At 58.9% G+C, this 24,878-nt stretch carries 23 protein-coding genes and 1 riboswitch; of the genes, 15 read left to right on the forward strand and 8 right to left on the reverse strand.

The annotated features are described in order from the left end of the window. Positions 1–12: 12 nt before the first annotated feature. The 9 genes from phnG to KX928_RS06225 all read left to right on the forward strand — a co-directional run bounded on the left by phnG (position 13) and on the right by KX928_RS06225 (position 8,020). Entirely contained in the window at positions 13–465 is a 453-nt protein-coding gene (phnG, locus tag KX928_RS06185; RefSeq protein ID WP_219500174.1) for a phosphonate C-P lyase system protein PhnG, read from the forward strand. Further along, positions 465–1,034 (forward strand): phosphonate C-P lyase system protein PhnH, encoded by a 570-nt coding sequence (phnH, locus tag KX928_RS06190; protein ID WP_219500175.1) that lies wholly within the window; start codon positions 465–467, stop codon positions 1,032–1,034. Before phnG ends, phnH begins: the two co-directional genes overlap by 1 nt. After that, positions 1,025–2,107: a carbon-phosphorus lyase complex subunit gene (locus tag KX928_RS06195; RefSeq protein ID WP_219500176.1), complete on the forward strand. Its 1,083-nt coding sequence runs from the start codon at positions 1,025–1,027 to the stop codon at positions 2,105–2,107. Before phnH ends, KX928_RS06195 begins: the two co-directional genes overlap by 10 nt. Beyond that, the gene (locus tag KX928_RS06200) at positions 2,104–2,973 is read left to right on the forward strand and encodes an alpha-D-ribose 1-methylphosphonate 5-phosphate C-P-lyase PhnJ (RefSeq protein WP_219500177.1); all 870 of its coding nucleotides are present in this window, start codon (positions 2,104–2,106) and stop codon (positions 2,971–2,973) included. Before KX928_RS06195 ends, KX928_RS06200 begins: the two co-directional genes overlap by 4 nt. Beyond that, positions 2,970–3,740 (forward strand): phosphonate C-P lyase system protein PhnK, encoded by a 771-nt coding sequence (gene phnK, locus KX928_RS06205; protein WP_219500179.1) that lies wholly within the window; start codon positions 2,970–2,972, stop codon positions 3,738–3,740. The genes KX928_RS06200 and phnK overlap by 4 nt, the downstream gene beginning before the upstream one ends. Positions 3,741–3,744: 4 nt before the next feature. Further along, complete coding sequence (phnL, locus tag KX928_RS06210) at positions 3,745–4,425, forward strand: phosphonate C-P lyase system protein PhnL (protein ID WP_219500181.1); 681 nt, start codon at positions 3,745–3,747, stop codon at positions 4,423–4,425. After that, positions 4,425–4,970 (forward strand): phosphonate metabolism protein/1,5-bisphosphokinase (PRPP-forming) PhnN, encoded by a 546-nt coding sequence (gene phnN / locus KX928_RS06215; protein WP_219500191.1) that lies wholly within the window; start codon positions 4,425–4,427, stop codon positions 4,968–4,970. Before phnL ends, phnN begins: the two co-directional genes overlap by 1 nt. Before the next feature lie 64 nt (positions 4,971–5,034). Beyond that, on the forward strand, positions 5,035–6,180 hold the full coding sequence (locus tag KX928_RS06220) for an alpha-D-ribose 1-methylphosphonate 5-triphosphate diphosphatase (RefSeq protein ID WP_219500193.1): 1,146 nt from the start codon (positions 5,035–5,037) through the stop codon (positions 6,178–6,180). A 301-nt stretch (positions 6,181–6,481) separates the two neighbouring features. Next, positions 6,482–8,020: an ankyrin repeat domain-containing protein gene (locus tag KX928_RS06225; protein WP_257883615.1), complete on the forward strand. Its 1,539-nt coding sequence runs from the start codon at positions 6,482–6,484 to the stop codon at positions 8,018–8,020. 81 nt (positions 8,021–8,101) lie between these two features. Here the strand turns inward: KX928_RS06225 and KX928_RS06230 are convergent, their stop codons facing one another. Beyond that, complete coding sequence (locus KX928_RS06230) at positions 8,102–9,355, reverse strand: D-amino acid dehydrogenase (RefSeq protein WP_219500194.1); 1,254 nt, start codon at positions 9,353–9,355, stop codon at positions 8,102–8,104. A 123-nt stretch (positions 9,356–9,478) separates the two neighbouring features. After that, positions 9,479–9,566: riboswitch (glycine riboswitch) on the reverse strand. 218 nt (positions 9,567–9,784) lie between these two features. Here KX928_RS06230 and KX928_RS06235 point away from each other — a divergent pair. From KX928_RS06235 to KX928_RS06250, 4 genes are all read left to right on the forward strand, one after another. Then, positions 9,785–11,011 (forward strand): YcaO-like family protein, encoded by a 1,227-nt coding sequence (locus KX928_RS06235; RefSeq protein WP_219500196.1) that lies wholly within the window; start codon positions 9,785–9,787, stop codon positions 11,009–11,011. Beyond that, complete coding sequence (locus KX928_RS06240) at positions 11,008–11,781, forward strand: TfuA-like protein (RefSeq protein WP_219500198.1); 774 nt, start codon at positions 11,008–11,010, stop codon at positions 11,779–11,781. The genes KX928_RS06235 and KX928_RS06240 overlap by 4 nt, the downstream gene beginning before the upstream one ends. A 75-nt stretch (positions 11,782–11,856) precedes the next feature. After that, positions 11,857–13,113 (forward strand): gluzincin family metallopeptidase, encoded by a 1,257-nt coding sequence (locus KX928_RS06245; protein WP_219500200.1) that lies wholly within the window; start codon positions 11,857–11,859, stop codon positions 13,111–13,113. Between the two features lie 76 nt (positions 13,114–13,189). Continuing rightward, a complete protein-coding gene (locus KX928_RS06250; protein WP_219500202.1) occupies positions 13,190–13,687 on the forward strand; it encodes a pentapeptide repeat-containing protein in 498 nt (165 codons plus the stop codon). Between the two features lie 16 nt (positions 13,688–13,703). Here KX928_RS06250 and KX928_RS06255 read toward each other — a convergent pair whose 3' ends face one another. The 6 genes from KX928_RS06255 to KX928_RS06280 form a co-directional block, all read right to left on the reverse strand. Beyond that, positions 13,704–15,494, reverse strand: coding sequence for an adenylate/guanylate cyclase domain-containing protein (locus KX928_RS06255; protein WP_308342249.1), 1,791 nt, complete (start codon positions 15,492–15,494; stop codon positions 13,704–13,706). Further along, positions 15,487–16,149, reverse strand: coding sequence for a GNAT family N-acetyltransferase (locus tag KX928_RS06260; RefSeq protein WP_219500206.1), 663 nt, complete (start codon positions 16,147–16,149; stop codon positions 15,487–15,489). The genes KX928_RS06255 and KX928_RS06260 overlap by 8 nt, the downstream gene beginning before the upstream one ends. Before the next feature lie 323 nt (positions 16,150–16,472). Next, complete coding sequence (locus KX928_RS06265) at positions 16,473–17,039, reverse strand: TetR/AcrR family transcriptional regulator (RefSeq protein ID WP_219500208.1); 567 nt, start codon at positions 17,037–17,039, stop codon at positions 16,473–16,475. A gap of 1 nt (position 17,040) precedes the next feature. After that, positions 17,041–18,108: a flavin monoamine oxidase family protein gene (locus KX928_RS06270; protein ID WP_219500210.1), complete on the reverse strand. Its 1,068-nt coding sequence runs from the start codon at positions 18,106–18,108 to the stop codon at positions 17,041–17,043. A gap of 85 nt (positions 18,109–18,193) precedes the next feature. Then, complete coding sequence (locus tag KX928_RS06275) at positions 18,194–18,862, reverse strand: cupin domain-containing protein (RefSeq protein WP_219500211.1); 669 nt, start codon at positions 18,860–18,862, stop codon at positions 18,194–18,196. A gap of 449 nt (positions 18,863–19,311) precedes the next feature. Beyond that, entirely contained in the window at positions 19,312–20,139 is an 828-nt protein-coding gene (locus tag KX928_RS06280) for a cysteine hydrolase family protein (protein WP_219500214.1), read from the reverse strand. A gap of 127 nt (positions 20,140–20,266) precedes the next feature. Between KX928_RS06280 and KX928_RS06285 the strand changes: the two genes are divergently transcribed. Further along, complete coding sequence (locus tag KX928_RS06285; protein ID WP_219500216.1) at positions 20,267–21,178, forward strand: AraC family transcriptional regulator; 912 nt, start codon at positions 20,267–20,269, stop codon at positions 21,176–21,178. An 8-nt stretch (positions 21,179–21,186) separates the two neighbouring features. On the opposite strand, the gene KX928_RS06290 is transcribed toward KX928_RS06285, so the two are convergent. Continuing rightward, entirely contained in the window at positions 21,187–21,588 is a 402-nt protein-coding gene (locus tag KX928_RS06290; protein ID WP_257883616.1) for a YbaN family protein, read from the reverse strand. Between the two features lie 326 nt (positions 21,589–21,914). On the opposite strand from KX928_RS06290, the gene KX928_RS06295 reads away from it, so the two are divergent. Further along, the gene (locus tag KX928_RS06295; protein ID WP_219500218.1) at positions 21,915–24,878 is read left to right on the forward strand and encodes a hypothetical protein; all 2,964 of its coding nucleotides are present in this window, start codon (positions 21,915–21,917) and stop codon (positions 24,876–24,878) included.

Below are 24,878 nucleotides of genomic sequence, written 5' to 3' on the forward strand. Positions count from 1 at the left end.
CAAGGTGTCTAGATGATGAGCACAGATCCGGATGCGGAGCGCAAAGCGTGGATGAGCCTGCTGGCGAAATGTCGCGCGCCTGATTTGAAGCGGCTTTGGTCGGCCTATGGGGCGACACCGGGCCACAGCATCCTGCGTGCGCCGGAAGTTGGCAGCGTGATGGTGCGCGGTCGCAGCGGTGCCGTCGGATCAGCCTTCAACCTGGGGGAGATGACCATCACCCGGTGCTCGGTCAAGCTTGAAACCGGTGAGGACGGTCATGCCTACGTGCAAGGGCGCGATCCTGACAAGGCGCTGCACTGCGCCCTCGTCGATGCCTTGATGCAATCAACAGCATCGGCATCGGTCCGGGCGATCATCTTGGACCCGTTGCAAGAACTGGCACAGGCGCGTCAGCAAGCGCGCGCCTCGAAAGCCGCAGCAACCAAGGTTGATTTCTTCACAATGGTGCGGGGTGAAGACTGATGCAGACGCAAACACTTGAGGGTGGATTCAGCAATGCACCGGTTCAGTCAGCACGCGCCTTTCGCGAGATCATGACCGCGATGGCGCGTCCCGGGGTCATTACCGCTTTGGACGGCGCCCGCGGCCCGGCACCCCTGTCGCAGGCGGCCAGTGTACTGATCCTGACATTGTGCGATCCGGAAACGCCGATCTATCTTGCGCCATCGGTCGATGTGCCGGCTGTTCGAGCCTGGGTGACATTTCACACCGGCGCGCCGTTTGTTGCTCCGGACAGGGCGCAGTTTGCGGTTGGGACGTGGCCGGAACTGACAGCGCATGACTTCCCGATCGGAACACCGGAATTTCCCGACCGGTCCGCGACGCTGATCGTGGAAAGCGGGCCGCTTGCGGCCAGCGGTGCGGTGCTGAAGGGTCCCGGGATCAAGACCGCATCCGCCTTGTCCTTACCAGAAACAGCCGCTTTTCAGCGCAACGCAGCCCGCTTTCCCCTGGGCTTGGACTACTTTTTTACACATAAAGATCAATTGGCTGCGCTGCCTCGAACCACACAGGTGACCACATGTATGTAGCTGTCAAAGGCGGCGAACGGGCGATAGACAACGCCCACGCCTGGCTGGCGGAGGAGCGGCGCGGGGATACCGCCGTCGCCGAGCTCTCCGTGGCGCAAATTCGTGAACAACTGAAGCTCGCGGTCAACCGCGTGATGGCGGAGGGGTCGCTTTATGACGCGGATCTTGCCGCGCTGGCGATCAAGCAATCGCGCGGCGACCTGATCGAAGCGATATTCCTGATCCGGGCATATCGCACGACACTGCCACGGTTTGGCGCTTCTGTCCCCGTGGCAACCGATGATATGGCGTGCGACCGACGGGTGTCAGCCACGTTCAAGGATGCACCGGGGGGGCAGGTTCTCGGGCCGACCTTCGATTACACGCACCGTCTTCTGGATTTCAAGCTGGCAGCAGAAGGCAAGGCTCCCCAAGCTCCCGAGGCCCGGGCAGAGACGGCGTCGACGCCACATATCATGAGCTTTCTGGACCGCGAGGGGTTAGTCCAGCAAGAGGATGCCTCTGACGCAACGCCGCCCGATCTGACGCGCGAACCTCTGGAACTGCCCGCCGACCGGGCGCTGCGGCTGCAATCGCTGACACGCGGCGACGAGGGCTTTGTTCTGGGCATGGCCTATTCGACGCAGCGCGGCTACGCGCGCAACCATGCTTTTGTCGCCGAACTCAGGATCGGTACCGTGCCGGTAGAGATGGAGATACCCGAGCTGGGATTTGCCATCGAGATCGGCGACATCGAGGTGACGGAATGCGAGACGGTGAATCAGTTCAAGGGATCTAAAACCGAACCGCCGCAGTTCACGCGGGGATACGGACTGGTTTTCGGGATGTCCGAGCGCAAGGCCATTTCAATGGCGCTGGTCGATCGCGCCCTGCGCTGGAAAGAACTGGGCGAGGACAACGTCGGCGCCCCGGCGCAGGATGAAGAGTTCGTGCTTTATCACGCTGATAACATTCAGGCGACGGGCTTTCTCGAACATATCAAGCTGCCGCATTACGTGGATTTTCAATCCGAACTGGAATTGATCCGCAAGCTGCGCCGCGAAGCAATGCCCACGCAGGAGGCCGCGGAATGACCGAATACAACTTCGCCTATCTCGACGAACAGACAAAACGCATGATCCGCCGCGCGATCCTGAAGGGCTTGGCCATTCCAGGATACCAGGTGCCCTTTGCGTCGCGCGAAATGCCGATGCCCTATGGGTGGGGTACGGGTGGCGTGCAGGTGTCGGCAGCGGTGTTGATCCCCGATGACACGTTCAAGGTGATCGATCAGGGTGCCGACGATACCACCAATGCCGTCTCCATCCGCAGGTTTTTCGAAAAAACGGCTGGCGTCGCGGTAACAGAGGCAACGCGGCAGGCAACCGTCATCCAGACGCGCCACCGAATTCCCGAAGAGGCTCTGACCGAGAATCAAATCCTGGTTTATCAGGTGCCGATCCCGGAACCCTTGCGCTTTCTGGAGCCTTCGGAGGTCGAAACCCGCAAAATGCACAGCCTCGAAGAATACGGCTTGATGCATGTAAAGCTCTACGAAGATATTTCAAAGCATGGCGCGATCGCGACGGCCTATGCCTACCCGGTGAAGGTCGAGGGGCGCTACGTGATGGACCCGTCGCCCATTCCCAAGTTCGACAACCCCAAGCTGGAGATGGCCGCGATCCAGATTTTTGGTGCCGGCCGTGAACAGCGCATTTACGCATTGCCGCCCTATACACAGGTCGTAAGCCTTGATTTCGACGATTATCCCTTCGAGGCGTCCAAGGCCGATCACGCATGTGATGTATGCGGTGCCGAAGACAGCTATCTCGATGAGCTGATTGTCGATGACAAGGGCGGACGCTTGTTCATGTGTTCGGACACTGATTTCTGCTCATCGCGCCGCAGGGAGGGTCATGTCGGGGCTCAGGGCATTCCGTATGGGGAGGATGCAGCATGACGCCGCTGTTGAAGGTCGAAGGCCTGTCCAAGTTTTATGGTCAGCGCATTGGTTGCTCGAATATATCCTTCGACCTTTATGCGGGCGAGGTGATGGGCATTGTCGGGGAAAGCGGGTCCGGCAAGTCGACCCTGCTGAATTGCCTTGCCGGGCATCTGACACCCGACACGGGCGCGGTACGCTTCGACACCAGAACGGATGGCTTGCGCGACACGGTCACCATGAGCGAGCCCGAGCGACGGATGTTGTCGCGCACCGATTGGGCCTTTGTCCATCAGCACCCCCGCGATGGGCTCCGGATGAATGTAAGTGCCGGTGGCAACGTCGGTGAACGGTTGATGGCAGTTGGCTCCCGCCACTATGGACAGATCAGGGAGGCGGCGACCGATTGGCTGGGACGCGTCGAGATTAACGAAGACCGTATCGACGACCGCCCGACAGCCTTTTCCGGCGGGATGCAGCAGCGTCTCCAGATCGCGCGTAACCTTGTCACCGGCCCGCGCCTTGTCTTCATGGATGAACCTACGGGCGGGCTGGACGTCAGTGTTCAGGCGCGGCTGCTGGACTTGCTGCGCGGTCTGGTGCGCGAGATGGGATTAAGCGCGATTATTGTGACCCATGACCTGGCCGTTGTGCGGCTGCTGGCCGATAGGCTTATGGTCATGAAAGATGGCCATGTGGTCGAGACGGGTCTGACGGATCAGGTGCTTGACGATCCGCAGCACGCCTATTCCCAGCTTCTTGTTTCCTCTGTCTTGCAGGTCTGAACCGATGATATCCGTTGAAAACGTCTCCAAATCATTCACTTTGCACAATCAGGATGCGGCCGTGATTTCGGTGATGGAGGGGGCGGGCTTCTTCGTCGGCCCGGGTGAATGTGTTGGCTTGATTGGCGCATCCGGGGCGGGCAAGTCGACGTTAATGCGGATGCTCTATGGCAACTACCTTGCGGCGTCCGGACATATTCGGATCGGCGCGGTTGACGTCGCCAGCGCGGAGCCGAGAGAGATACTGGCCTTGCGCAAAAACTCGCTTGGCTATGTAAGCCAGTTCCTGCGGGTGGTGCCGAGGGTCTCGACGCTGGATGTCGTCGCCGAACCTCTGTTAGTGACGGGCAGTGATTTCGCCAGCGCGCGTGAACGGGCGAAGGCGCTGCTTGCGCGGCTGAACATTCCCGAACGGCTTTGGTCACTAAGCCCCACGACATTCTCGGGCGGCGAACAGCAGCGGGTCAACATTGCCAGGGGGTTTGCCTACGACTACCCGGCGCTCTTGCTGGACGAGCCAACAGCCAGTCTGGATGCGCAAAACCGCGGAGCCGTCTTGGCTCTGATCCGCGAAGCCAAGCAGCGCGGCGCGGCCATTGTCGGGATTTTCCACGATGAGGCGGCCCGCGCCGCAGTTTGTGATCGGGAGATCGATGTCACCCAATTCACTCCGGGAGTGAGCTGATGGCGGGTGTTCTGATCGCAGTTGTCGGCCCGTCCGGTGTGGGCAAGGACACGGTGATCGAGGCGATTGTGGCACGTGACCCGCGGTTGCGCCCGGTACGACGCGTCATCACGCGGCCCACCGATGCCGGCGGGGAGACGTTTGAAGGGGTGACCAGGGAAGAGTTTAACGCCCGCAGGGCCGCAGGTGCCTTTGCGCTGGACTGGCACGCGCACGGTCTGTGCTATGGCATTCCGGTCGAGGTCGATGCAACGCTGGCCTCGGGCAGATCGCTGCTGGTCAATCTGTCGCGGGCCGTTTTACGACAGGCGCAGAACCGGTTCGCCGATTTTCGGGTTCTGTCCCTGACCGCTGACACGCAGGTGTTGAAATCCCGCCTCGCCGCGCGGGGCAGGGAAGACGCGGATCAAATAGAAAAACGCCTCGCCCGTTCGGCAGGATCGTTCCCGATGGATATCCCGTGCATGGAGGTCGACAACAGCGGTCCCTTGGAGGAGACGGTTTCGCAGGTAGTGGCGGCACTTAACCCGGCGAGGGCGGGATGATGGAAGCAAGGCGTTTCGCGAAACCACGCAGGTACAAGCCGCAGCACTCAGGTCCGGAAACATCATGACGCAAGAAACTGTTCTTACGAATGCCAGGCTGGTCTTTCCCACCGAAGTTGTCCTCGGCACTGTTGTTCTGCGAAATGGTAAGATCTCGGACGTGTCGGAAGGTGTCGTGTCGATCACAAACGCAATCGATTGCGCAGGCGATTACCTGAGCCCCGGCTTGATCGAATTGCACACGGACAATCTTGAGCGGCACATGAGCCCGCGCCCCAAGATCGACTGGCCACACCGCGCGGCGATCATTGCCCATGACAGGGAACTCGCCGGGACTGGAATTACAACGGTCTTTGATGCGATCCGCGTGGGGTCGATCACATCCAACACACGGAAGAGATACGGCAAATATGCGCGCCGGATGGCGGATGAGATACTTGAGATGCGCGACTGCAACGCCCTCAAGATCAGTCACCACATCCACCTGCGCGCCGAGATTTGTTCCGAAACACTGATCGAGGAACTGGATGAATTCGGGCCGGACGACAAGGTCGGCATCGTGTCCCTGATGGATCACACACCGGGTCAGCGTCAGTTCCGCGACCTGAAGAAATTCGAAGACTATGTCTGCGGCAAAAACGGATTGTCGCGCGAAGGCTTTCCTGAATACACTGAATTTCTTTACGCCCTTCAGGAAAGGCTGGGCGAAACGCACGAACAGGCGGCGGTTGGGGCCGCAGCGCGTTACGGAGCCACCCTTGCCAGCCATGATGACACGACGGTCGAACAGGTTCGGACCAGTAAAAACCACGGTGTTTCCATTGCTGAGTTTCCGACAACCCGGGAGGCTGCAACGGCCTGTCGGTCAACCGGGATCGCGACAATCATGGGTTCGCCCAATCTGGTGCGCGGCGGGTCCCATTCGGGTAATGTGGCGGCCAGCGAGCTGGCAGAAGAAGGAACGCTCGACATCCTGTCGTCGGATTATGTGCCTGCGTCATTGTTGCAGGGGGCCTTGAAACTATCGGATATCTGGGGCGATCTGGCGCGGGCGATGGCCACCGTGACCGCAGCCCCGGCCCGGCACGTGGGTCTTGATGACCGGGGTGACATCGCCGTCGGAAAGCGTGGCGATCTGGTGCGGTTCTCGGCCATCGGAACGGCGCCGCTCATCAAGAGCGTCTGGTCACAGGGTGAGCGGGTGTCCTGAAGGACAGCGACAAACAAGCGCTTTTCCGCATTTCGTCGCGATGGGTCAGCTTGCGGTGTCGGTCGATCAGATATCGCGACCCTGACCTGCGCGGGGACTATCCGCGCGTTGCACGCCGTGATCAAGGCGGATGAATCGTTGCGAGGCTCGGTGCATCCGGCTACCCTGCGCCTGCCGTTAAGGGCGGCATCCAGGTTCGCGGAAAGCTGTCATCAGCCCCCTTGCAACTTCGAAGCCCTCTTTTGGTGTTTCTCAAGCCCGGACTAGCGAACCGTTGGGCGCAAAGATGAGGAAACCAATTATGAAACCTCTTGAACAACTACGTCGCGATGCCAAGGCTCTGAAAAAGGCTTACGAGGCCAATGACCTGCACGCCCGTCAAAGAGTCGCAAATCATCCGCCACGCGCGGAAGGGACACTCTTGAAGCATGCTGATTATCTGCATGTTATCGCGCGGGAGAATTCCTTTGCCAGTTGGCCCGCTTTGAAAAGGGCGGTGGAACTGGATGGGCTGGATCTGGCCGGGCGCCGCCAACGCCTGAAAACGGCGGTTTTCAACGGCCACTCACACGTCGTGCAGCAATTGTTGTCGGAAGATCCAGACCCCGCTTCGGGCCACCTTGGGTTGGAAATCGCGCTTTACCGCCGGGACGCGGTTTTCCAGACACTGGCGCAGGACCCGGCGACGGCGACGCGGGATATCGGGGGCAGGGCGCCCCTCTGCCATCTGGCGTTTTCCAAGTATGTTCACATGCGCTCGGATCTGACGTCGGACATGTTGGAGATCGCCGACCGGTTGCTGGCGCTGGGGGCCGACCCGAATGCCTCGGTTGCCGTCGCACCGGACAATGATCATCAGCTTTCCGCGCTCTACGGTGCAATTGGACATGCCAACAATATGCCGTTGGCCCGATGGTTGCTGGAACACGGCGCCAACCCGAATGACGGCGAGTCGCTCTATCATTCGACAGAACTTGGCCATCATGAAGGGTTGAAAATGCTCTTGCAGCATGGTGCCGATCCGACAGGCACGAATGCCTTGTTGCGCGCGATGGATTTCAACGATCACACCGCAGTGGCGCTGTTGATCGCAGCGGGCGCGCAGGTGGATGAGTTCAACGGCGCGCATGTGGGCGGAGAGAGGCCGTGGGTGGTGCCCGCATTGCATCAGGCCGCACGTCGCATGTCAGACCAGCAGATGATCACGCTGCTACTGGATGCCGGTGCTGATCCCACGGCTGTCTTTGAAGGCTGCACGGCATATGGATTTGCGCGTGTTTTCGGCAATCAGGTGTTATCGAAAGCAATTGAGCAACGCGGTGTTGCGCCCGCGCTCACGTCGGACGAACGCCTGTTGGCCATGGCAGCCGATGGGCGCGATGTCGGGCCTGCGCGGGTCGTCCCGGAGAAATTGCCGCCCGCGTATCGAACCATCATTCGTTCGATCCTGCACCTGCCGGGCAAGCTGGATCATATCAGGAAGCTCGTCGAACTGGGGCTTGAGTTCGACGCGCCGGACAGCGAGGGGCTGACGCCCGTGCAGGTGGCCGGATGGGAGGGGCTGCCGGATGTCATGGCCTTTCTGTTAAGCCTTGGTCCCGATCTGACGCATCAAAACGGCTATGGCGGCAGCCTGCTCTCCACGATCCTGCACGGCTCGGAAAATGCACCGATGCGGGCGTCGCGAGACCATGTGAAATGCCTGCGGCTGGCGTTGCAGGCCGGGGTTCCGGTGCCACGGCGCGCGCCGGAAGTGGCAGGCGTCCCCGAACTGGCCGAGATGTTGGCGGACTGGTGTGACACCCACCCGGATCGGGTTGTCGAGGGTGGTGCGGTTTAAGGGTCTCTTAAAAGGTAGCAGCCCCTGATCAGGGGCTGCTCCCATAGTGCATGCGGGGATCGGATGCCTGCAAAGCGCTGTCTATGCAGCCCGCGCCCGAAGCATGTGTGGCGCATGCCCCGCGACCGGTTTCAAGGTCTCTGCAACCGACCCGGCCACGATTTGCGCCGTCGCTGCCGACAATGTCCACCCAAGGTGTCCGTGCCCGGTGTTATAAAAGACGCCCGGCGCGCGACCCCGCCCGACGCGCGGCAACATGGACGGCATCATCGGTCGCAGCCCAGCCCATGGCGTCACGTTTTCAGTGGAGATGCCGGGGAAGTACCTTTCGCACCAATCGGTCAATGGCTTGATCCTGTCCGCGCGGATGTCGCGGTTCGCGCCATTGAATTCCGCCGTTCCCGCAATCCGAAAGCGATTTGCCCCAAAGCGGCTGGCAACGATTTTTGCCCGGTCGTCCAGCAGGCTGACCCAGGGGGCTGCGCCCTGGCTTTCCGCATCATCAAGCGAGACAGTGACGGAATACCCCTTGACCGGATAGATGTTGACCCGGTCCCCCAATTGCTGCGCAAAATCGCGGCTTTGAACGCCGGCACTGACGACAACGGCGTCAAAAACCTCGTCACGTCCGCCTTCGGTGACACGCACGACGCCGTTTTCAGCTGACAGGCCATCGACCTTTGCGCCGAACCGCAGCAGGGCACCGCGTCGCGCACATGCGCGGGCGAGGCCCATGGTGAACTTGTGGATGTCGCCGGAGCTGTCGGAGTCCGTCAGAAAGCCGCCAACAATGTCTCCCTGCAGGGCCGGCTCAATCTCGCGAATGGCTTCGGGCGACAATTCCCGGCGCGACAGGCCCCCTTCGGCCAGAAGCGTGTTGACTTTACGGGCATGTGCCAAGTCTTTCGCGTGGCTGTAGAAGTGCAGAATACCGCGGCGCTCAAGATCAAAGTCGATACCTTCGCGGTCGGCCATTTCGAACAGGACGGCACGCGCGGCAATGGCCAGGCGCACCGTCTCGATGGTGTTGCGCTTGTAGTTGGGGATGTTGGACAGGAACTCAGCCATCCAACGCATCTTATGCAATGTAGGAGCAGGGTTGACCAGCAAGGGTGCATCCGCGTGCAGCATCCACTTGAGGCCCTTCAGAACGGTGCCCCATTGCGTCCAGACCTCGGCATTCGAGGCCGAGAGCTGCCCCCCGTTCGCAAAACTGGTTTCCATTGCGGCATAGCGATGCCGGTCGAAAACGGTGACCTCGAAACCGCGATCCAGCAGTTCATAGGCCGTGGTCAAGCCGGTGACACCCGCACCGATAACAGCAACTTTGGACATAATATGGCTCCTTGCACATGCGGCGGATGCCGCGAGCCCCCTCCGTGCGTGGAACCTGAGAGTTTCACCCGATCTGCGGGCTTTCTCCTACGGTGGGCCGTTCGGGCCGCTTTCCGGAGTGTTAAAACCATGCCGGTCCTGGGACCTGAGAGTTTCCGGGGCGGTTGCTCCTTCGGCGGCGGTGTCACCCGCCTTCTCCCGGCATAGCCTTCACTATGAAGCTGCGGTTAGGGGCCTATGACGATTCGTGCAACAGATTTGTTCTGCCCCCGTCGTGAACTTCACGTGATGGGCGGAATTCTGGCATTTTTGCCACCATCGAAACGGGTGCGGCTACGACAAGCCGCGCGGGCGCAGGGCCACAATACCGTTCCTGTCTGATGCCAAGTGTGATTTGAAGGGGATGAAGGTGGCGCAGACGGGGTGACGATGGATTTCTCTGGCGGTGAGAAGATTGCGGGATCAGGCTTGCAGCGGGTTTGTTCCGCTGAAGAAACACTGGCGCGGATTCTGCCGATCAAGCATAAGTTCGGCATTACGCGGGTGGCGAATGTCACCGGTCTCGACAGGATATTTCTGCCCGTTGTCATGGCCATCCGCCCAAATGCCCGGTCCATCGCGATTTCGCAGGGTAAAGGCACGACGCTGGCGCATGCCAAGGCTTCCGCCCTTATGGAAGCCATTGAAATCTGGCACGCGGAACATGTCGACCGCGAGGTGTATTTCGCAAGTGCCGACGACCTCGCCGTCAAATATCGTTTTGTCGACCTCGACAGATTGCCTGCGACCCCCGACAAGGCCTTCAAGAGAACAATGAGAATGCATTGGGTTATGGCGCATGATCTGATGAGCGGGCAGGAAAAACTGGTCCCGCTGGAGATGGTGCATGCCGATTACACGCATCCCGTATCGACCGATGCGGGAGTGTTCCCGGCCAGCACAAACGGGCTTGCGTCGGGCAACCACATTCTGGAAGCGGTTTGCCACGCCATTTGCGAAGTTATTGAGCGGGACGCCCTGGCGGTCTGGCACCATCAGCCGCAAGAAATACAAAGGGCCTCGCGCATCGATTTGTCCTCTATCGAGGACGTGGAACTCATTACCTCCCTGCGGAAGGTCGAAACGGCAGGTCTCGATTGCGCTGTCTGGGACGTGACCTCGGATGTGGGCGTCGCAACTTTCCTCTGCGTGATCACCGATCCGGCATCGCAGGGGGAGCATCTCGGCCTTGGGTCCGGGACGCATCCGAACCCAAAGGTCGCGTTGCACCGGGCGCTGAACGAGGCCGCACAGACCCGGCTCAACTACATTTCCGGCGCGCGAGAGGACCTGTTTCACATCGAGTACTCAGCGGATGGCCGCGATCAGAAGGTGGCGGCGTATTCCCACCTGTTTGGCGCGCAGCAGGATGTGCGGCCCTTTGCGGCCACTGCGGGTGTTGCCAACAGGGACCTGCGTCAGGATCTTGAGTGGCTCAAGGACCGATTGCGCGCAGCAGGTGTCGCCGAAGTGGCGGTTGCCGATCTCACGCGGGAAGACTGTCAAATTCCGGTCGTTCGGGTGATCATACCCGGGTTGGAAGCGCCGCACGATGATGACGCTTATGTGCCGGGCCTCAGGGTGCGCGGCCTGCAGGATCAAGGCATGGCCAAGTGATCGTTTTCGCAGGTCCCTCGATTGCCGGAATTGACCCTGCCCTGACCGACGGTTTTGATCTCCGCCCGCCGGCTCAGCAGGGCGATGTCTTTCTGGCCGCGCTCGATCAGCCTTTGGTGATCGGCATTATCGACGGGTATTTCGAAGGCGTCCCTTCGGTCTGGCACAAGGAAATTCTTTGGGCATTGTCTCGGGGCATTGCGGTCTGTGGCGCATCCAGCATGGGGGCCTTGCGTGCCGCCGAACTCGACAGCTTCGGCATGCGCGGGACGGGAGAAATATACGCAGCTTACCGGGATGGCGTGTTGGAGGATGACGACGAGGTTGCTCTTTTGCACGGTCCTGCGGAGCTTGGATACCCGGGTCTGTCGCTTGCGATGGTCAATGTCCGGGCAACGGTCGATGCAGCCCGGACTGACGGCATCGTTACCTCCAGACAGGCTGGGCTTCTGAAGGATGTCGCAAAATCGCAGTTTTACAAATCTCGTACATGGCACAGCATCCTGGCGGAAATTAACATTCAAGACTTGCCAAAAGATGCGAATACCGCGTTGCGCAGCTGGCTTGGAGAAAACGAGGTTGATCAAAAGAAGCTGGACGCGGCGGATCTGTTGACGCAGCTCTCTGACGGGGCGTTTTCGTCCTCAAGCGTCGATTTTCATTTTGAAGAAACGGACCTGTGGATCACAGCGACACACACTTGGCGGCGCAGACGTCACACAGAACCCGAGACCGAGAGAGCCGGATACAGTTTGCTGGGTGGGTTATGAGCCATCGGCGAATAGACTGGTCGGAAGATTTGCTGTAGCCATATCGGGCCAACAGGTGATTGCGGGGTCGACGTCATGGAAGGAACGCGTTTCAAGCTGTTTCCTCAGCCACAGTTTCTGGACAGTTATGCAGAGCCTGAGACGGTAGTTGTATCCTCCGTGGCGGGCTCGCTTGGGCCGGGTCCGTCGGATGACCGGATGTACACCATCTTTCCGATTGGCAAGAAACAGCCCTACGGCATCTCCCCGGACGGGTCTGACGTGCAAGCGCCGCCGTGGTCGGGAGATGTCGAAGCCCCCGCCGTTCCGGATGCAGATGGACATTTTGACTATCTGGAACCGGGCACGCCGCAGTTCGAGACCGCACATCTGTTCGGCACGGTCCGGTTTGTAATGGACATCTGGGAGGATTACTTCGGCAGGGTCATTCCGTGGCAAAGCGACAAGACGCATGATCGTTTGGAACTGACCATCCTGCCGTCGCTTGAGAATGCCTATTCCGGCTATGGCTTCATCGAAATGGGCGGTGATCGCAAAAATGGCGGTTACAAACCGTTCAGCCTGAATTTCGATGTGATCGCGCATGAATTGGGTCACGCGATCATCTATTCGGAGGTTGGGGTGCCTGATCCGCAGAACGTGACCGGGGAGTATTTCGGCTTTCATGAAAGTGCGGCCGATCTGGTGGCATTGGTATCGTCGCTTCATTTCAATTCGCTGGTTGATCTGCTGCTCGAAAACACGCGCGGCAATCTCTACATGCTGAATGCGGTCAACCGGATTGCGGAACTCTCCGACAACAAGCAGATCAGGATTGCCGCCAACGACAAACGCCTGGGCGAGTTTGCCAAGGGATGGGTGAAGGAGCACCACCTGTCACAACCCCTGACCGGCGCGTTTTTCGATATCCTCGTGGATCTGTTCCACGAAATGCTGCTTGATTATGGGGCGATCTCGCCGGAAATGGAGGATCTGTCGGATCAGCTGCTGGCCACATCTGAATATGCGCCGGTCATGCAGGAACTGTTTGATGACGCGTATGCCGCACATCCGGAAAAGTTCAAGATGGCACTGCTGGACGCCCGGGATATTCTGGGCACATATCTTGCCGACACCTGGCAGAAGATAAACCGGCGTGATCTCAACTTTGTGGACGTCGCGGAGATTTTTCTGGAAGTGGATCAAGAGCACACGGGTGGGCGATTTGAACGCCTGATCCGCGGAAACTTCGATTTGCGCGACATCGGTTTTGTCGAAGTGGGCCCACAGTTGGAACCGCTTGGGAAAGACAGTCACGCAAACTCCGTGCGGACCATGGTTCCAATGGACTGAAAAAGAATAATGCGTTAACAAATAATTACAACCGACTGAACGGGAGCGAATTACGCTCTTCAAAGGATCAAATATTATGTCAGAATCACTATATGCATCCGCATCCATCGTATTATTCGGACGCGAAGTCGACGACTTGGCCGTCATCAAGAAGGGTTTGTCCACGGCCACTACATTCAGCAAAGAAGACAAGCAATTTGCGCGCATCTATGGCTTTACCTACGACGGCGTGTATTACGAAATTCCGACCCCGGTGCTCTTCATGGTAAAGGGCAAGGGGAAGAAGGCGAGCACAATTGACCTTCCCGGCCCGAACCCGAAAGAAGCGAAATTCTTCGCCAGCCTGCTGGCCTGGGAAGTGAAACAATCCGAAGACACGGTTCGGCTCGACGTGGATCAGGGCAAATTCCAGGACATGCTGCTGAGCATGCTGGGCGATGGCGTAAGCGGTGTTTCGGGTGCACGTGTTTCTGGTGCCCGAGTATCCGGTGCCCGGGTGTCCGGCGCGCGGGTGTCGGGTGCACGTGTCTCCGGCGCGCGGATCAGCGGTGCACGGGGAGATGCCAGCGACTAGACTGGCAAGTCAGCCGCTACAGACCGGCGCGTTTCAACCCGTCCAGAAAGTGCTGCACATCTTCCTCGAACTTGTCGGGCTGCACCGAGGCCCAACGATCAACTGAAAAATTCGGATGAGCCTGCCGCACAAGTTCGGCTTGTGCGCGGGCCTCTTTCAGTTTTCCCAGATGCCCGTAGCTGGCGGCAAGAATCCGTCTGCCTTCGGTCGGATTCTGCATTTTCTGGATCGTATTGATCGCTTCTTCGTAGCGTTTGAGATTGAAGTAAGCGCCGCCCAGATGCCAGATGTACTGGTCCGGGTAAAAGGGGTTGAGACGCATCGCCTTGTGCAGCAGTTCGACCGCTTCTTCCGACCGGCCCATATGGGCAAGCGCATCGGCCATATCAGACATCAGGTCAGCGTCATTCGGATTGAGCTTCAGCGCGCGGTCGTAGGCATTGATCGCGGCGTCATGCTCCTTGCGATAGAGATGGGCAAAGCCCAGCTCACCGAACCCACGGGCATCGGATTCGTCAAGATCGATGGCTTCGCGCGCAAAACTCAGGGCATCGTCCAATGCAATTTCGGGCTTTTCCGCCCAGTCATAGCGCCAATCAAGATTGAAGGTGCGGGACTTGGCGGCGTAGGCGCGGGCGTATCGCGCGTCGCTGCCGATCGCGTGTTCGTAAAGGTCACGCGCCTGGCGGACCTCGGGCTGAGTGTACTTGAGCACATGTCTGTGGCCCTTCAGAACAAAGCCGTAAGCCATCAGGTTGGCCGGAGGCAGCAAACGCATCCGCTCGCGCTCCGTGGCCTCGATCCGGGCGGCCGTTGCCGACACGATGATCTGGGTGATCTCATCCTGCAGATCAAAAATGTCTTCGACGTTGCGATTGTACTGATCGCCCCAGATCGTTCTGTCCTGAAGCGCGTCCAGCAGTTGCAGCGTGATGCGTATCCGCGACCCTGCCTTTCGCACCGTCCCGTCGACTGCGTAGCGCACACCCAGTTCGCGCGCCGCCTGAGCCGGGGATTTCGATCTGTCGGAAAACATGTTGGCAGAGCCGCGGGCAATGACGAAAAACTCCTGGAAGCGTGACAGGTTGGTTGTCACGTCTTCGGTCAGACCATCCGCGAACCACTGGTCGTCCTGATCACTGCCCTGGAACCCGAAGGGCAACACGACGATGGACTGATTGGCAATCGGGCGTTCCTTGAATTCCGCCGAGTTTTCGAGATTGCGGCGCAACCCCGGGGTCATCGCCGCGGTGGTAGGATTTTCATGAACCTGGAAAACGTCGATTGTCCGGCCGATATTCTTGAAATCCTGACCGCCAAGGTACTCGTAGCCGTACTTCAGCTTGTTGCACACGTGATCATAGGCCGCGCCGGAGATGCAGACCTGCCCGGGGGCCGCAAAGGCTTCGATCCGGGCCGCGATGTTGATGCTTTCCCCGGTGATCTCGTCGCCGCTCACCAGTACTTCGCCCAAGTTGATGCCGAAACGGAACCAGACTTTCTCGTCGTCCGGCAGCCCTTCGTTTTCATCAGCGAGGATTTTTTGCATTTCGACGGCGAAGGTCACCGCATCGACGGCGCTTTCAAATAGCATGAAGGCATTGTCACCCGCGGAGCCCTTGAATTCGCCGGAATATGAATTGATCGCGTCGCGAAATTTTTCCAGACGGTTCGTGACAGAAATCGTTGTGCCCACTTCATCAACACTCATCATGCTGCTAAAATTGGCCACATCAGCAAAAACGATCGCAACAAGGCGACGCCTCAGGCCTCTTCCGGAACCTGATTTTTGAGCGGTACTATCCACAACCCTCTTTCCAACACGTAGGTGCAAACGACAGCTTGCAGGAATCTGCCACTTTTTCAATGACCTGATGCCGCGTGGCTAACCATTCCGCGCTCAAAATACCAGCTACTACGGTATCTTTTCTTTCGCCGTTTACAAACCAGCCCTCACGAAAGCGTCCTTCTTCCGCAAAACCAATCTTTTTTACAGCGCGCATCGTGGCCGTGTTGTCGTCTCTGTAGAATGTGGACACCCGGTGCAGGCGCAGTTGCGAAAATGCCAGATCCAGTACGGAAATGGTCATCGCGGTCGCCAACCCCTGCTTGCGGTGATCCCTGCCCACAAAGAACGGCAGAACCGCGTCCCCCTGAATGTAGTTGACCGAATCCAGCCCGGCAATTCCAAGAGGCGTGCCGCTCGTGTCCTCGGCAATGAACCAGTAGGCGCAGGGCGGGGTATCGTGCTCCAGCGATTTGCGCCAGCTGTTTTGCAAGGAATCAGGGCTCAGCGGGACGGGGAGTGTTCTGTCGAAAAGCGCCACATCCGCGAAATTCCAGAACCAGTTTTCGATCCGGGGAATGTCAACCAGTCCGAGAGGGCGCCATGTGATCGCACCTGAAATTCTATTCGCCATTTTCAATATCCTACCAACCGAGTTCTGAATTTTAATCGCCAAGCGCTTGTGAACGGCGGCGAATGAGCTCGGCCAAAAAAGTACAATTAACTGGTTAACAAGAATTCTTACTACCGTACCCGCGTGAAAAGCAATGAATTTGCACGCCTAATACTAGAATTCGGTTTGGCCTTGCCGGTCGCAATGCCGTCTTTGTGCCGGTCGGCCCTCGCCTGTATCGGGGTGGTTTTTCGCGCGTTTCAACAAGGACCGGAAACCGGAGACATCTGCGTGAAAGCGCGCGTCGGCAGGCGCTCAGACATGGCTCGCCGATCTTTTCCCACATCCGCGGTCAGACAAAGGTGAATGCAAGCATGCGCCCGGCATCATGGCACCCGACGGATCAGAAGATGCAGCGCTTCCTCAAACAGCGCCATGTCCTCCCCGGCACGGGCCGCCAGTTGAGCGCCCTCCAGCAACGACAGGGTCGCTGCCGCCTCCAGTGCCGGGATTTCTGTTGCGCTGATCGTGCCGTCTTTTTTTCCGGTCTCGAATACCGTTTCGAGCCATCCGACCATCATCCGGCGGAACCGTCCGACTTCAGCAATGACTTCCGGCGGCAGGCTTGCCCGTGTGGTCGAGAATGACACGCATAAACAAAGGCTTTTGCCACCGTGCAGCGCCTGTCGGTAGACATCGATCACGGCACGCAGACGATCACCGCCGGTGGCGCAGGTTTCATCAATCCGGGCGCAGGCTCTTTCCAGTGTCACCCGGTATCGCTGCATCAAGGCGAGCGCCAATGCTGCCTTGGTGGCGAAATGGTAATGAATGCTGGCCTTGCGGATGCCGACATCCTTTTCAAGGTCGGCATAGCTGAAACCGTCGATTCCCCGGGTCCGGGCCGCGCGCTCCGCGGCATTCAGCAACGCAGTTCTGGTGTCCGTGGGCATCTTATCTCTCGTATCGTATGTCAATGTGTTTTAACGTGTTTTCCGCAGCTTCCAATGCGCCTTCCAGATAACCGCCGAACTGTGGCGCCGTCTCCGTACCGCTCAGAACAAGCACATCTTCCCAAGCGCCTGCCAGCTTGTGCGACCGGCCGTAGTCGGGGTGCGCATATAGCGGTGCGTGGTCCAGCCCGGTGGCTGTCCAGTGATCCAGCGCCCAGTCTTTGAGGAAGATCTGCCGGGGGACGGCGGCTTCCGGGCCGAACAATCGTCCCAACTGGGTCAGGATGTCCGCTGTCAGCCGCTCAGGATCGCGACGGGCTATTACCGGCAGGCCGATGAACCCGAAAAGCGCATAAGGACCATCCTCGGCAGGCGATGCGTCATGCACTTCGATCATCGGACCGCATCGGCTGCTGGCATCACCGGACAAACCGGCCTCCCGCCAGAATGGCCGGTCGTACACGGCAACACCCTTTGCCTGCCCGGCCATCCACGTGGCTGTCTCGCGCATGGCCCGCAACTGGTGCTCCGGCAGGTTGGGAGTGAAGCGGATGCGATCCACCGCCAGACGTGGCGGCAGGGCAAGGATCACTTGCCGGGCCGCGCATCTTTGGCCGGTCGAAAGCGTGGCCAGAACGCCGCCGGGTTTGCGGTCCAGCGCGGTGACGGATGTGCCGAGGTGTGTGCGGTCGTCGGCTATCATTGCGGCAAGACCACCGGTCAGGGTAGCCATCCCGCCCGCTATTCTGTAAGATCCCTGCATCGAGGCAAATCCGCGCCCGCGCTGAACCCGCCCGGTCTCGTCTTCAAAAGCCGATAGCCCCTGATACTGCTGCTCAAAGGGGGCCAGCCCCAAGCTCTGAACCAAAGCGGCCACGCGGGGTTGACCGCGCCAGTACCACGCGGGGCCCATATCGAACGCTGCCGAGTCGACAGCCTCGGTCTTGATGCGGCCCCCAAGCCTGTGGCGTGCCTCCACCAGTTGGAAATCATGCCCTGAATGGGACAGGTGCGCCGCGATGGCCAGCCCCGCCAGACCACCGCCGACTATCAGGATGTCAGCGTCCACTCAGCGGCTCCTGATCCGGCCAAAGGCGCATCCCATCGGTCGGATAGCAACGAAGGTCGCTCACGAACATCATCACCATGAAGCATTAGACCGCAGGCGGTCTGGCGTGGGCGACATGACCCGTCTTGATCCAGATCTTTGCACCATCGGCACCTGCTGTGGCAGCAAGGTTCTGACCATCCGGCAAACGGAGCCAGGACCCCTTGCGCATCTCATCCCCCCCTTCGGACAGTGTTCCGTCGATCACAAGCAGTTCGATCCCGCCCGGTTCTGCGATGCTGAGCGTCGCGCCGGGTTCGGCCATGAAATAAGTCACCTTTTCACGTTCATCACGATGCAACGTGGCTTCAGCCACGCCATTTTGCACGGTGCCCAGTTCCTTTTCCATGTCTTTTCGAAACTGGTTCCGGTCTTGCAGGTCGAATTGCCACAACTTCACGAAGATCGTACAGCCGGGGGCAGAGCCTGGCGTGTGGCGTGTGGTTGGCGGGTTCCGGACATATGTGCCTGCGGGAAAGTCGCCGTTCTCGTCCTGAAATACCCCTTCCAACACGATGAATTCCTCGCCCCCTGTATGGGTATGGGCAGAGAAGTGGCTGTCGGGTGCATAGCGGACAATTGTGGTTGCACGGGCGACCTCGCCGCCGATACGGTCCAGCATTCGTCGGTCTACACCGGGCATGGGAGACGCCTGCCAGTCGAGGTCATCCGAGTGAACAAGGACGCGCTTTGAGAAGTCTGCGTTCAGTTCCATAATCTTGCTTCTTTCGTCACGAGAGGGGCTTTCCTGTTGTCCTACGCGGGCCCGGGGCCTGCAAAAGTGGCGTGCCATGCCGCTGGATGCGCCCGTTTCGACGCGAGCGTGACCTGATCAGACGGGATTTATTCAGCACGAGTGATGCGAAGGGTTGGGGCAACCTTTCATGTCCTGGAGTTTCGCATTGAGACCACACCACGAATATCATATGTAGATACCTACTAGTAGGTAGAGGATTTTACAATATGAGATTTGGATATTCGCCAACCCTTCACACGCCTGTGACCACTTGGGGATCAATGCGCAGGTCTCATGGAAAATCAGGGATCATCTTCGCACAGATATAGACACGCAGAGAAGAAGATGTCCTGTGAGGCTGCCCGTGCGCCTGGTGGGCATAGATGTGTGGCCGCCTCACAACAGGCGGGGCGGCCACGCTTCGGTTCTTATCCGGCGGCGTTGATCAACTCGACGGTTTCTTCAGTGCTCCACACAGCGTTGGCCATGTAGCGGAAGTTGATAAGCGCGGCGAGATAGCCGTCACCTTCGGGCAGCATCGCGGCCGCGGTTGCGTCGCGCACCACCGCAACTTCAAACCCGTTCTCCAGCAATTCGCGCATATGGCTTTCTGTGCATAAATTAGCCGACATCCCGGCCAGGATCACCTGATCGACCCCTCGCTTGCGCAACTGCAAGGTCAGATCATTGGTGTCGTTGCCATAGACCTTATGCGGGGATGTCACGATGGTTTTGCCATCGTGGATGTATTTCTTGTACTGAGGCATGAAATCTGCGCCAGACCCTTCAAACCCGTCCAGATTGGTGGGGCCTTTGCGGTCGAACATGCCGATCTTGTGCATGAGCTTTTCAAGCGCGCCTTCGAATTTCCAGCCATGGTCCGTAGGATAGTAATAATGGGGCGACACCGCGACCGGGATGTCCGCCGCCTTGGCCGCTTTGAACAGGCTTTCAATGTTTTCGACCGTGTTATGTTCGGTGACGCTGGCGCCGATGACCCCCCATGTCACCCCGTCCGGATGCAGGAAGTCGATCTGCGGGTCTGTCACAACCAGCGCGGCGCGGCTGAGGTCCAGCTTCATGGTAGATGGCGGCAGCGCGGGTTCAGCCGGTGGCGCGTAGGGGCTGGTTTCCTGAGCCGATGCCGTTTGCGGGGTAATCGCTGCAGCTGCGGCGGCGGTGGTCGCTGCAATGCCGCCGCGCAATGCCGCGCGTCTTGAAATCTTTCCGTGATCTTGGTTGTCGCAATTGCACATGTTTTTTGCTCCTCTGAGTGTCGGAAGTGTCGAAAACATATGAGATCAAATGTGCCTTTTCGTCCGGCATTTGACCTGATTTGAACTTTTGCGTTCCCTTTCGTCCGGAATCGGCGATGATTTCCAGATGGGATATGAGCATATATTCGATGAACTGGAAATTTCGACCGACCCTTTTGCATTGTGCGAACTGCGGGGCGCTTGTGACCTTGGTCTTGGAAGGGATGCATCCGCAACACTGCATTACATTCTGGCCGGCGAGGGTGAGATCCGCCTGCATGGCAGGCCGCCGCTGCAGGTTACCAACGGCACGCTGGTGTTGGTTCCGGCCATGCAAAGCCACGCCTTGCACAGTTTCGGGACGCGCGGCGAGCCCCTGCCTGAATGCAAGCCTGCCGCGCTCAATCTGTCGCGCCTTCTGGCGATGTCCGACACTGCGGTCGATGGGCAAATGATCGCTCTATGCGCTCACGTCACCGTCGGGCTGCGCGGGATCGCGGACATTGTGGACCTCGTGCGCATGCCGTTGATCGAGCATGTAGCGCGGGCGCGTCACATGCGATCCGCAATGCAGACACTGCTTGAAGAGGTGGCAAACCCCGGTCTGGGCAGCCGGGCCATGATCCGTGTGCTGTTGATGCAATGCATGATCGAGATGCTGCGAAAAAGGCTGGGCGCCGAAGATGGCTCATTGCACTGGATGGCCGCCCTGTCCGATCCGTCCGTGTGGAATGCCCTGCGCCAGATGCTGGACGCACCCGACGACGCCCATTCTGTGGACAGCCTCGCCCAAAGCGTGAGGATGAGCCGTTCCGCTTTTGCCAAACGGTTCTCGGATGCCTATGGCTCGGGCCCGATGAAACTGCTGCGCGATCTGCGCATGCGGCGGGCAGGCGTACTTTTGACAAGATCGGACCTTCCGGTGAAACGCATCGCCGAATTGGTGGGATTTTCGTCGCGCAGCGCTTTTACCCGAACCTTCGAAAACACCACCGGTCAATCGCCGCGTGCCTTCCGCGCCGCGCAGAAAGAGAAGTGACGGCAGTTTTACTCTGGGCCGCCGGGACGAGTGAGAATGAAGCCAGCGGCCAGTGTCATGCAAACTGCCTGCACGATGAGGATTGTCCCACGGACATCAAGGGCAACACTGAGGCCAAGGGCCGCGGCCATCATGACCAGTGCCATTGCTTTGTATCGGGGGGCAATGGCGCCATATTGTTGCCATTCCGCAATCATCGGCCCAAAAACACTGTTCTGTTCCAGCCATGATTTCAGACGCGGAGAGCTTTTGCCGAAGGCAAAGGCCGCAAGAATGACAAATGGCGACGTCGGCAGAATGGGCAGCACGGCGCCGATCGCGCCTGCGATCAATGCGGCGATGCCGATGCCGAACCAGATCGGACGCCACAAGCCGGGCACCGGCATTTTACCGGATTTATCGAGCATCATTTCCGAGCGTGGCCCCTGCCAAGGTCGCTCCTTTCAAGAACGTTGATTCCGTCAAATGTAGGTCTCAATCACCACTCTTACAGCAAAATTCCTGCGCCCGGGTTTCGTAAGCGTGCGCCCTGATGGCGGCCTCATCGCAGAGTTGAATTGCGGTTCTTCCGACACAAGCGACCGGCGCCCTACGGTCACCCGGGATCGGTTGATTTTCGCCAGTTTGGCCCCGGCCCGATTAACCATTTTGGGAAGTACTACCTGAAGTGGTAGCTTGGGGAATATTTTATGTCTTCAAGACCCCTATTTTTGAATAATTATTACGGATAACCCCCATGGCAAAACAAGAAAGCTTCAGATTCGTTCAACTGGTCGGGCCCCGGCCCAGACAGATTTCACCCGCATTGGATTTTCGGATAACGCCCTTCGGCCGGCGACTTCTGGATGCCCGCGAAAGCGGTTCGGGGTCGGCCGTCTTGGCCGTCGCACGAGACTTCATCGAGGAGACCGGTGTCGATGAAGATCGCGGTGATCGCGAATTTGCCGCCCTGCTGACGCAATTTTGCGATATGCTGGCTGATCAGTCGCCCCAGACGCTGTCCGACTACGCCAACCTGGTTTCGGAGGTGTTCGGTCGCGGTGCGCAGGATCTGCTGGAAGACCGGGTGTTTGATGCGTTTCGCGACAGGGTTTTTGACAGGCTTGTCTCTCTCAAGCTGGTGACTGATACGCATTTCGGTCGCCTGAACCGTTACGTGAAACTGCAGCGGGCAATTGCCATTCTGGAAAGAATTGCAGAAGGGGACGCGGCCCTGAACGAGACAACGTCGCGTCGGCTGTTGCGCAGTACTCTGGAATTGCCGGCGGAAATCTTTCCGCTGCCTGCAGACCAGCCCGATGCGGTTGAGCCGCAACCGGATGAGAGCGCGGACGAGATCGCCGCACTGTCACAAGAACTGCAGGACCTCGAGATCGCAACCGAAGAGGTGCTGACCCTTGGCGCGCATGACCTTGAGGCTTTTGGCCCGACCCCTGATCTGGAACCAGGTCGCGAGACCGCAACGCGTCCGCGCATTGATGATCTTGCCGCGCCGCGTGAGCTGGCAGCACTGCTCCCCGCGCCAGTGCAGAATTTTGAACCCGACAGCCGCGTCCTGTTGCGTGCAAGCAGCCTTGATGCCCTGTCTGCGCCGACACGCAGAGTGTTGGCGACGGTCGGGATCACCAATGAGCCGGTATCACTGAGCGGAACGCTTGGGCAACTGGAAGGGCGCTCAACCATGGTCGCTGCGCGCCTCGCGCGTTTGACGGAACAACCCGATCCGCCGCAGTTTCTGCGCATCGGGACATCGACCATCCCGACGAATGTGCCCGCGTTTCCTGCGGGCGGGTCCCTTGCCAACCCGGAACCGCCACGTGTGCCGACCAGTGTCGGCATGATACGGCCCACGCATATCGGGATATTGCGCAAGACGCAGCAACACATCCTGCGCTATGAGGCAGAGGAAATCGCCCATGTCGAAAATGTCGTCATCGGCGAGACGAAGGATCGCGAAACCCGCAGGTTGCGCAGAACCGAAGACACGGTCACGCGCGAAGAAGAGACCATTCGCGACGAAGAGCGCGATCTGCAGACAACCGAACGCACCCTGTTCCAGCGCGATGCACAACTGACCCTGAAAGAAGACCAGAAGTTCAAGCTGGGTGCGTCGGTTTCCGCAAGTTACGGCCCGGTGGAGGTCAGCGTGGACACGGAGTTTTCGACGGAGAGCTCGGCGGAGGCGATCAACCGGACCGCATCGACTTTTGCCCGCGAACTGCTGGAAAAAACCGCGCTGCGCATCAGTGAGCGGGTGCGGCGCGAGGAGATTGTCCGGACAATTCAGGAGTTCGAGGAAACCAATCAGCACGGGTTTGAAAACGAGACCGAAGAGCACATCGCGGCGATGTTCCAATGGCTCGTCAAAGTCTACAGCGCGCAGGTTTATGACTACGGTGCCCGTCTGTTCGTGAACGTTCCCGTGCCCGAACCTCAGTTCTTTCTCCTTAACACGCTGAAAAAGCAAAAGGGTCCTCTGGCGGATCTGGTGGAGCCGGATCCGATCGACTTTTCGCCCAGTCATCTGCGATCAGACAACTACATGAAATATGTGCGCAAATATCAGGTGGATGGCATTGAACCACCGCCGCCGGCAAAGCGTATATTGTCCAAGGTTTTTCGGTACCCGGAATCCGCAGCGCCGCAAAGCGAACCGGCACCGGAGGAGATGACCAACAGCCTCGAAATGGGAATACCCAATGGATACAAGGCGGTAGAGGCATATATTATTTCGCAGCGTGGTCGCCCCAAACATGGGGAAACCACGGTCCCGGGCGGCATCCTGAGCGGTGTCACCGTTTTTATCGGTGAATCCTACACCAGCTTTCTGTGGGATCAGTCGGGCGCCATCAAGGGCAATTATCACAAGGCTCTGGATAACGAGACGGGGTCGATCATGATCGGCCTGCATGCGCGCAACATCCAGTCCTACGTGATCGGTATTCAGATCACATTGCTGCGCACCGGGCACGCGATGAACGAGTGGAAGCTGAAAACCTACGATGCGATTGTCGCACGGTATCAGGCGATGATGGCGGAATACCGTGAACGCAAGGCGGAACTGGAAGCGCAGGAGGGGATTGTCATCAGCGGGCGCAATCCGCTGGAAAACCGTTTATTGGAACGGACGGAGCTGACGCGGACCGCTTTGTCGATGATCACCGGCCAGAATTTCGAGGAATTCGACGCCATCCTCGGCTTCATGGATGGCCGCATCGATGCGGAAGAAGCTGTTCCCGAAGCGCGCTATGCCCGCTTCTTCATGAACTGCTTTGAATGGGAAAACATGACGTATCAGTTCTTGCCGTATTTCTGGGGGAGGCGGTCGACCTGGAAGGAAAAACTACTGTTGCAGGATGTCGATCCACTGCATTCCGAGTTCCTGAAATGTGGATATGCCGATGTGAACCTGCCCGTGCGCCCCGGGTTTGAAGCCGCCTTGATGCATTGGCTGGATACCGGCCTGATCTGGCAGGGCTCGGAACCTCCCGAGATTACGAACCCCAGGTATGCGCCATTCCTTGATGACCTGAGGGACCGCAGAGAAACCGAAACAGAGGCTGAAGAGGTGCCTGTTGGCGACCCGTGGGAAATTCCGGTGTACACGACGCTGGTACGCATTCGCCCGGGTAACAGCCTGCCGGAGTGGCAGCGTGACGAGGACACGGGTGAGTTCATACCCGTGCCGGAATCCGACTGA

The organism is Roseobacter insulae, assembly GCF_019375555.1.
Taxonomy (GTDB): domain Bacteria; phylum Pseudomonadota; class Alphaproteobacteria; order Rhodobacterales; family Rhodobacteraceae; genus Roseobacter; species Roseobacter insulae.

Bases quoted from the DNA above. Each gene is read 5' to 3' on its own strand.
- KX928_RS06195 (WP_219500176.1), top strand. From the start codon at position 1,025: ATGTATGTAGCTGTCAAAGGCGGCGAACGGGCGATAGACAACGCCCAC.
- KX928_RS06280 (WP_219500214.1), bottom strand. From the start codon at position 20,139: ATGTGCAATTGCGACAACCAAGATCACGGAAAGATTTCAAGACGCGCG.
- phnK (WP_219500179.1), top strand. From the start codon at position 2,970: ATGACGCCGCTGTTGAAGGTCGAAGGCCTGTCCAAGTTTTATGGTCAG.
- phnN (WP_219500191.1), top strand. From the start codon at position 4,425: ATGGCGGGTGTTCTGATCGCAGTTGTCGGCCCGTCCGGTGTGGGCAAG.
- KX928_RS06275 (WP_219500211.1), bottom strand. From the start codon at position 18,862: ATGGAACTGAACGCAGACTTCTCAAAGCGCGTCCTTGTTCACTCGGAT.
- KX928_RS06235 (WP_219500196.1), top strand. From the start codon at position 9,785: ATGGATTTCTCTGGCGGTGAGAAGATTGCGGGATCAGGCTTGCAGCGG.
- KX928_RS06290 (WP_257883616.1), bottom strand. From the start codon at position 21,588: ATGATGCTCGATAAATCCGGTAAAATGCCGGTGCCCGGCTTGTGGCGT.
- KX928_RS06285 (WP_219500216.1), top strand. From the start codon at position 20,267: ATGGGATATGAGCATATATTCGATGAACTGGAAATTTCGACCGACCCT.
- KX928_RS06295 (WP_219500218.1), top strand. From the start codon at position 21,915: ATGGCAAAACAAGAAAGCTTCAGATTCGTTCAACTGGTCGGGCCCCGG.
- KX928_RS06265 (WP_219500208.1), bottom strand. From the start codon at position 17,039: ATGCCCACGGACACCAGAACTGCGTTGCTGAATGCCGCGGAGCGCGCG.
- KX928_RS06230 (WP_219500194.1), bottom strand. From the start codon at position 9,355: ATGTCCAAAGTTGCTGTTATCGGTGCGGGTGTCACCGGCTTGACCACG.
- KX928_RS06225 (WP_257883615.1), top strand. From the start codon at position 6,482: ATGAAACCTCTTGAACAACTACGTCGCGATGCCAAGGCTCTGAAAAAG.
- phnH (WP_219500175.1), top strand. From the start codon at position 465: ATGCAGACGCAAACACTTGAGGGTGGATTCAGCAATGCACCGGTTCAG.
- KX928_RS06245 (WP_219500200.1), top strand. From the start codon at position 11,857: ATGGAAGGAACGCGTTTCAAGCTGTTTCCTCAGCCACAGTTTCTGGAC.
- KX928_RS06250 (WP_219500202.1), top strand. From the start codon at position 13,190: ATGTCAGAATCACTATATGCATCCGCATCCATCGTATTATTCGGACGC.
- KX928_RS06220 (WP_219500193.1), top strand. From the start codon at position 5,035: ATGACGCAAGAAACTGTTCTTACGAATGCCAGGCTGGTCTTTCCCACC.
- phnL (WP_219500181.1), top strand. From the start codon at position 3,745: ATGATATCCGTTGAAAACGTCTCCAAATCATTCACTTTGCACAATCAG.
- phnG (WP_219500174.1), top strand. From the start codon at position 13: ATGATGAGCACAGATCCGGATGCGGAGCGCAAAGCGTGGATGAGCCTG.
- KX928_RS06200 (WP_219500177.1), top strand. From the start codon at position 2,104: ATGACCGAATACAACTTCGCCTATCTCGACGAACAGACAAAACGCATG.